This is a genomic window from Halanaerobium sp., assembly GCF_003070835.1.
Genome location: NZ_QBLR01000152.1, coordinates 1 through 8,098, shown reverse-complemented (window position 1 = coordinate 8,098; position 8,098 = coordinate 1). Strand labels below are relative to the sequence as shown.

Sequence of the window (8,098 nt, the reverse complement as noted above, 5' to 3'; positions counted from 1 at the left end):
GCTTATCAAAAGGCTGGTGGTTTTGGCAGACGAGAAGAGGGAGTTAGATATTTGCGTAATATTTTAGAAGATAACCCTCAACTAGTAGGAATTTCTTTAGGATATGAACCTAATGCTGATCAACAGGATAGTATTTATGCTTCTAAAACAGGAAATGTCAGTAAATATCATAATTCGAATGGCCGTTATTTAGTTTATTGGTCGAGAGCCAGTGAAAATTTTGAATTAAGAAAATTAGTAGGAATGTCCAATAGTCAGTATTATCAGGAACCGAAACGAACTGGAGAAGTAACAATTACTGAGCCATATGTTTATGAGGGAGTAATGATGACCGAAACAGCTGCCCCAATTTTTTGGGAATTTTAGGAATAATAATAATTAAATCAATTAACGAAAAAGAAAAAGCCAGGCAAAAAGCTGAATCAGCTAATCAAGCTAAAAGTGAATTTTTAGCAAATATGAGCCATGAAATTAGAACACCAATCAATGCGATTAAAGGCCTAGTTCATCTGGTTTTAGATACCGATTTATCTATACAGCAGAAAGATTATTTAGAAAAGATCAAATCATCAACAGAATCTTTATCTCAACTAATTAATGATATCTTAGATTTTTCTAAAATAGAAGCAGGAGAGTTAACCCTGGAAGAAAAAGATTTTCTGCTTGATGAAGTATTGGATAATTTAACTAATCAAGCTGCTATAAAAGCTTCTGATAAAGGCTTAGAATTCTTCTATGATACAGATCATGTTCCCCAGAAATTAATAGGAGACCCACTACGTTTAGGACAAATATTATTAAACCTGGTTAATAATGCGATTAAATTTACTGAAACAGGGGAAGTTCGTTTAATAGTTAGAATTATTGAAAAAACTGAAAAAAATATAAAATTAAAGTTTATTGTTAAAGATACTGGGATTGGAATGAATGAGCAAGTACAGGAACAGCTGTTTGAAAAATTTACTCAGGCTGATAGTTCAACGACTAGAAAATATGGTGGGACAGGATTAGGGTTAAGTATCAGCCAGAAATTAGTGGAAAAAATGGCGGGAGAAATTATGGTAGATAGTAAAGAAGGAGTAGGAAGTACTTTTTATTTTTCTGCTAAATTTGGTTTAGGCGAACAACCACAGTTAATAGAAAAGTTAAAAAAGTATAAACTAGCTGATAAAAAAATATTGATTGTCGATGATAATAGTATTAATCGAAAAGTTTTAGCAGAATCAATTGCCATGTTTGATTTAGATGTAACAACAGCTGCTTCAGCTGAAGAGGCTTTTGAGGAAGTGAAAAATAATCAAGATTATGATTTAATATTTATGGATTGGAAAATGCCAGAATTAGATGGAATTAAAGCAGCTCAGATAATCAAAGAAGAGTTTGATCTGGAAGCTATTCCTAAGATAATGTTAATAACTGCCTTTGGTGAAGAATTAAAAAAAATTGAACAAAAAAATATAGATAAGGTTTTATTTAAACCAGTAACACAATCTACTTTATTTAATGCAATTATTAGCAGTCTCAGTGAAAATAATTTAAATAGTAACCATCAAGTCGTCCAGGAATCACATATTAATGATTTAGGAAAAGTTAAAATATTAATTGTAGAAGATAATGAAATTAATCAGCAGATAGTTTTAGAGTTGTTAAACAAGGTTAATGCCCAGGTAAGATTAGCTGGTAATGGAAAAGAAGCAGTGTCGTTAGTTAAGGAACAAAAATTTGATTTAGTATTGATGGATGTTCAAATGCCTGAAATGGATGGTTACCAGGCAACTAAGAAGATCAGACAGGATTTAAATTTGCCTGATTTACCAATTATAGCTATGACTGCAAATGCAACTAAAGGAGATAAAGAGCAAGCCTTAGCAGTGGGAATGGATGATTATATTAGTAAACCGCTTGATTTAGATCAGTTTTTTGCAAAAATAAAAAAATGGCTGCCAGTTAAAATTAACCTGAGAAATGAGACGAGCAGCAGTCTAAATGATAAATTGAGACAGCAATTTGATGGTTTAAATGCTTTAAATCTCAATTCGGCTTTAGATAAAGTGTATAATAATTATCAGCTTTATCAGCAGTTATTAATTGACTTTTATAATGATTATCACAAATTTGATCAACTTATAGCAAATTTAGTTGAAAATGATAAATTTGAGCAGTTAGCAGAAGAACTGCATTCTCTGAAGGGGGTAGCAGGAAATATTGGTGCTGCTGACTTATATCAAATAACTCAAGAGTTGAATTCTGCTATTAAAAATGGAAGAAATTTTGATGATTTACTTAATAAATTTTATCAAAAATTAGCTGTCCTAATTAAGCAAATATCTTCTTCTAATTTAATGGCTCAACAAATTGAAAGTGATGAATCTCAATCTTCAGAATTAAGCATAAAAAAATTGGAAGAATATATATTAAAATTAAAATCGGCTCTGCAAAATTATGAAGCTGTTAGAGCTAAAAAAATAACAAACAAAATAACGAATTATAACTGGAATCAGGAACAAGATAAGTTAGTTGATAAACTATTGGAAGCTGTCAACACTTATCATTTTGATAGAGCAGTTGAGCTGCTCCAGAAATTAAAAGATAGTTTAAAGGGAGCTGATAGTGTTAATGGGAAATAAAGCTACAATATTGATAGTTGAAGATAAAAAAACAAATGTTGATATTCTCGTAGAAGCATTTGCAGATGAATATAAAATAATGGTTGCTTTAGATGGAGAGAAGGCTTTAAAAGCTGTTCAAAATAAGTTACCTGATTTAATTCTATTAGATATTATAATGAAGGACCTGAATGGTTATCAAGTCTGTCAAAAATTAAAATCTGATCCTAGAACTTCTGATATTCCTGTTATTTTTGTGACAGCTATGGACCAGGAAGCTAATGAAAAAAAAGGATTAGATGTAGGTGGAATCGATTATATAACAAAACCTTTTAACATGCCGATTGTGAAGGCCAGAGTAAAAAATCATTTAGAGTTGAAAAATACTAAAGAAAAATTAAAAAATAAAAATCATGATTTAGAACAGGAAGTAAAAGGACGCACCAGGATGTTAGAATTAACTCAGGATGTTGCAATCCAAAGTTTAGCATATTTAGCTGAAACTCGAGATAATGAAACTGGAGAACATCTTATAAGGACTAGAAAATATGTTAAATTATTAGCTGAATTTCTTAAAGATCACCAACGTTTTTCTGATTATTTAACTGAAGAAAATATTGAATGGATTTATAAAACAGCTCCTTTACATGATATTGGTAAAGTAGGGATTCCAGATAGAATATTATATAAAAAGGGTAAATTAAATCAAGAAGAGTTTGCAGTAATTAAAAAACATACTTGTTATGGCAGAGAGGCAATAGAAAAAGCTGAACAAAATTTAGGTAGTAATTCATTCCTTAAATTTGCTCGTCAAATAGTTGGAAGTCATCATGAAAAATGGGATGGTTCTGGCTATCCTGAGGGCTTAAAAAAGGAAGAAATACCTATTGCGGCAAGATTGATGGCTGTTGCTGATGTTTATGATGCCTTAGTCAATAAAAGAGTATATAAGCCAGCTTATAATCATCAAAAAGCAGTTAAGATTATTACTCAGGGTGATGGGCGAACTTTACCAGAACATTTTGATCCTGCCGTCTTAGATGCTTTTGTACATCTGCAGGATAAATTCAAAAAAATTGCTGCTGCTTCTTCTAATAAGAGCGAATAAATTAATTTTTTTTGATTAGGAAGATTATGCCTGGTCAGGGCATAGAAAAAAATGGAAAGAAGCATGGAGGCGATAACTTTGAATTCTATTGGAATTTGTATGGGATCATCTAAAATAAAAGTTCTTAAAACCAAAAGAAACAGTAATGACTTGAAAATTGTCGATTTTAAGGAACTTCCACATGAGGGCAGTGCAGTTAAAACTTTAGAGAAGTTACTGGCTGATTTTAAATTAGATGAAGAAAACAATTTTGCAGTTACAGGGCGTAAATCCAAAAAAATTGTCAATCTTCCTTCTCTTTCAGAACCTGAGGCTACAGAACTGGCATATAACCATATAAAAAACAAATATCCTGCTGTTGAAGCAATTGTAAGTGCAGGTGGAGAAACATTTATGGCTTATGAACTTGATGAAAGAGGAAGGATTGCTGATGTTCACAGTGGCAATAAATGTGCTTCCGGAACAGGTGAATTTTTTATGCAGCAGCTAAAAAGAATGGATATCAAACTGGAAGAGGCAATGGAAATTGCTCAATTAGATAATCCCTATCATCTTTCCGGTAGATGTTCAGTTTTTTGTAAAAGTGACTGCACACATGCTTTAAATAAGGGAGAAGATAAGGGCAAGATAGTTGCTGGTTTGTGCAGTATGATGGCCGATAAAATTATGGAATTACTTTCTAATTTTAAGGCACAATCAATTATGGTGATTGGAGGAAGTAGTAATAATAAAGTAATGATTGATTATCTAAAGCAGAAGTTAGCTGAAGTAATTGTGCCTGAAGAAGCGGATTATTTTGAGTCATTAGGTACTGCTCTCTGGGGAGAAAAGTATGGAGATGATTTGGATTTAAGTGATCTTTACAATAATGATAAGAGTTCTTTTGAATTTCTGCCCTCATTACAGAACTATAGAGATAAAGTTAGTTTCAAAAATATGGAAATAGGAACAGTTAAAGCTGGAGATAGATGTATTCTTGGTGTAGATGTGGGCTCAACTACTACTAAAGCAGTAATTTTGAGAGAGGAAGATGATGCACTTTTAGCTTCTGTTTATTTAAGAACAAATGGGGATCCAGTTAAGGCTGCAAAGAAATGTTATACTAAACTATCAGAGAAAATTGGAGAGACAGAAATTAAAATCATTGGGCTTGGAGTAACCGGTTCAGGTAGACAGATTGTAGGTTTACATGCCCTTACTAAATCTATTCACAACGAAATTATGGCCCATGCAAAAGCTGCTGTTTTTTTCGATAATGAAGTAGAAACCATCTTTGAAATTGGTGGTCAGGATGCTAAATATACTTACATAGTCAACGAAGTGCCCACTGATTATGCGATGAATGAAGCCTGTTCGGCAGGGACAGGATCATTTTTAGAAGAAGCTGCAGAAGAATCCTTTAATATTGAAGTGGAGGATATAGAAGAAATTGCTCTAAAAGGAAGAAAACCGCCAAATTTTAATGATCAGTGTTCAGCTTTTATTAGCAGTGATATTAAAAGTGCTGTCCAGGAAGGATTAAAGGTTGAAGATATTTGTGCAGGACTGGTATATTCTATCTGTCTAAATTATACAAATAGAGTTAAGGGAAACCGAGCAGTAGGAGATAAGGTTTTCATGCAGGGAGGTGTCTGCTACAATAAGGCAGTACCGATTGCTATGGCAGCTCTAACAGAGAAGGAAATTATTGTACCACCTGAACCTGGTCTGATGGGAGCTTATGGAGAAGCACTGCTGGTAAAACAGAATTTAAAACTAGCTTTGACTGAAGAAAAAGAATTTAAGCTAAAAGAACTTGCTGAAAGAAAAATAAAATATCATAAGTCTTTTAGCTGTCAGGGAGGTAAAGAAGACTGTGACCGCAGGTGTAAGATTAGTGTAATGGAGATTGAAGGGGAAAAGTATCCCTTTGGTGGTGCCTGTAATAAATATGTTAATCTTTCTAATGATCTAGATTATGATGTCAAAAACTTAGACTATGTACATCAAAGAGAGAAAATGGTTTATGAAAAATATTTTGCTGAGCCTGAAAAGAATAAAGTCAGGGGGAAAATAGGTATTAATCGGTCACTCACAGTAAATACTCTACTTCCTCTTTATTCGAAGTTTTTTTCTGAACTGGGCTATGAAGTAATTATTCCTGAAAACCCAGCTGAAGATGGTGTTCAAAAGCAGGCTGCTGCATTTTGTCATCCTGTGGGATTAAGTCACGGTTATATAAATGACCTGCTTAAAAATTACAACTATGATTATATATTTTTGCCTCATGTTAAAGGCTTATATGTAAAAAATGGAGCTGATGAAAGTATGCTCTGTCCCCTGGCTCAAGCTGAACCATATTATTTATCTGCTGTTTGGCCTGAGCTAAAAGCAGATAATGTTTTTTCACCAGTAATTAATTTTCAAAAAGGTTTTTTTGCTGCAGAAAAAGAATTTGTCAAAATAGCTCTTAAATTAGGTTTATCTAAAAATAAAGCCAAAACTGCCTATCAGAAAGCTGTTGAACATCAGCAGGAATTTAATAAAGAGTTAAAATTAAAAGGGAGAGAAGTACTCAGCTATCTTGAGCAAAATCCTGATCAAAAAGCAGTAGTGATTTTTGGCCGCCCTTATAATGCTTTTGTTTCGGAGGCAAATATGGGGATTTCTCATAAATTTGCTTCCCGAGGAGAAATTGTTTTATCCTATGATATGCTTAATATTGAAGAATATGATGTATCTTCAAAAATGTACTGGTCAATGGGCCAGTTGATAATGAAGGGAACCAAAGTTGTAAGTGAAAACCCCAATTTGTTTGCAGCCTATATAACTAATTTCAGCTGTGGACCTGACTCATTTCTTTTGAATTATTTTCGCAGAGAAAATGGAAGCAAACCTTCTTTAACCTTAGAGCTGGACAGCCATACAGCTGATGCTGGTTTAAATACCCGGATTGAAGCTTTTTTAGATGTTGTGGAAAGTTACAGAAAACTTCAGGAAAATGAAGGTCTTCCAAAGGAAGAAAGCAATTTTAAAAAAGCAGAAATAAAATATGATAATTCTGTCAGAGTTGTTGATTCAAAAGCTAATAATCATTCACTTGATTCACAAAATTTAAAAGTTTTAATACCTTCAATGGGAGGGAATTCCAGTAGAGCTGTTGTTTCAGGACTAAGATATAGTGGAATTAATGCTGAAGCTGCTCCTCCACCTGGTGAAGCTGAGCTAAAAAAGGGGAGGGCTAATTCAAGTTCAAAAGAATGTCTGCCCCTCCAACTTACACTAGGAACTATGCTTAATTATTTAGATAAAAGAAAAAATAAAGAAGAAATACTTGCCTATTTTATGCCAGAAGCTTCAGGACCATGTCGCTTTGGTCAATACAATGTATTACTAAACAATTTGATTGAAGACAAAAAAATAGAAGATACAGCTGTACTTACCTTAAGTGCTGACAATGGTTATGCAGGTTTAGGCAGAAAATTTACCATGCGAGCCTGGCAGGCAGTAATTACTGCTGATGTACTGGATGATATTGAGAGTGTTATTTTAGCTCTTGCTACAGACAAAGAAAAAGCATTAAAACAGCTTAAAAAAAGTACAGAAAATATATTTAATGCTTTAGATAGTAATAATTGGGGTCAAATTAAAAAGTTACTGAAAAAGGAAGCGGCAGTACTTGCTGATATTAAATTAAATGAGAGATATAAGCAAGCAAAAAAAGTAGCTCTTACAGGAGAAATTTATGTGAGGAGCGATAAATTTTCTCGTAGATTTTTGGTGGAAAAACTTTCGAAAAAAGGCATAGTGACAAAGGTTGCTCCCAACAATGAATGGATATATTATGTTGATTATTTAATTGAAAATGGAATCAATAAAAAGCAATCTGGTTTTATTAGAAATCTTAAACAGAAAGCAAAAAATATCTATCAGAAAAAGATAGAAAAGACAATCAAATCGATTTTTGCAGAGACAGGACTTTATGACTACAGGCTCACAAAAATAGATGCGCTGATCGAAACTGCTGAAGCTGCTTTGTCTAAGGAACTGACAGGGGAGGCAATTTTGACTGTAGGCAGCAGTATTGATGAAATTATTGATCAGGTAGATGGTGTTATTATCATTGGTCCTTTTGGCTGTATGCCAAATCGGGTTGCAGAATCAGTATTAAATAAATGTCTAGAAAAAGAAAAACTTAAATTGGCAAAAAATCATGGAAATAATTTAACTAAAAAAGTGCTGAATGAGTTTTCATCTTTACCATTTCTTGCCTTAGAGACAGATGGTAGTGTATTTACTCAGGTTATGGAAGCCAGGCTAGAATCATTTACACTTCAGGTAGAAAGAATAAACCAGTTTAAAAAAGAAATAGATAGATTATAAAAAAATAAATTCAGTAGAAAAC

General features: G+C 33.0%; 4 protein-coding genes. All 4 read left to right on the top strand.

The window, feature by feature from the left end; all coding sequences use genetic code 11:
* Positions 1 to 366 (top strand): cache domain-containing protein (locus tag CI949_RS13545; protein WP_290767302.1); only part of this gene is annotated, 366 nt, incomplete at its 5' end.
* A complete protein-coding gene (locus tag CI949_RS13540; protein WP_290767300.1) occupies positions 354 to 2,627 on the top strand; it encodes a response regulator in 2,274 nt (757 codons plus the stop codon). The genes CI949_RS13545 and CI949_RS13540, both read left to right, overlap by 13 nt.
* Entirely contained in the window at positions 2,617 to 3,714 is a 1,098-nt protein-coding gene (locus CI949_RS13535; protein WP_290767298.1) for a two-component system response regulator, read from the top strand. The genes CI949_RS13540 and CI949_RS13535 overlap by 11 nt, the downstream gene beginning before the upstream one ends.
* 78 nt (positions 3,715 to 3,792) lie before the next feature.
* Complete coding sequence (locus CI949_RS13530; RefSeq protein ID WP_290767296.1) at positions 3,793 to 8,076, top strand: acyl-CoA dehydratase activase; 4,284 nt, start codon at positions 3,793 to 3,795, stop codon at positions 8,074 to 8,076.
* The last annotated feature ends 22 nt before the right edge of the window (positions 8,077 to 8,098 follow it).

Excerpts from the sequence above, each read along its gene's own strand:
- CI949_RS13535 (WP_290767298.1), top strand. The coding sequence starts at position 2,617 with ATGGGAAATAAAGCTACAATATTGATAGTTGAAGATAAAAAAACAAAT.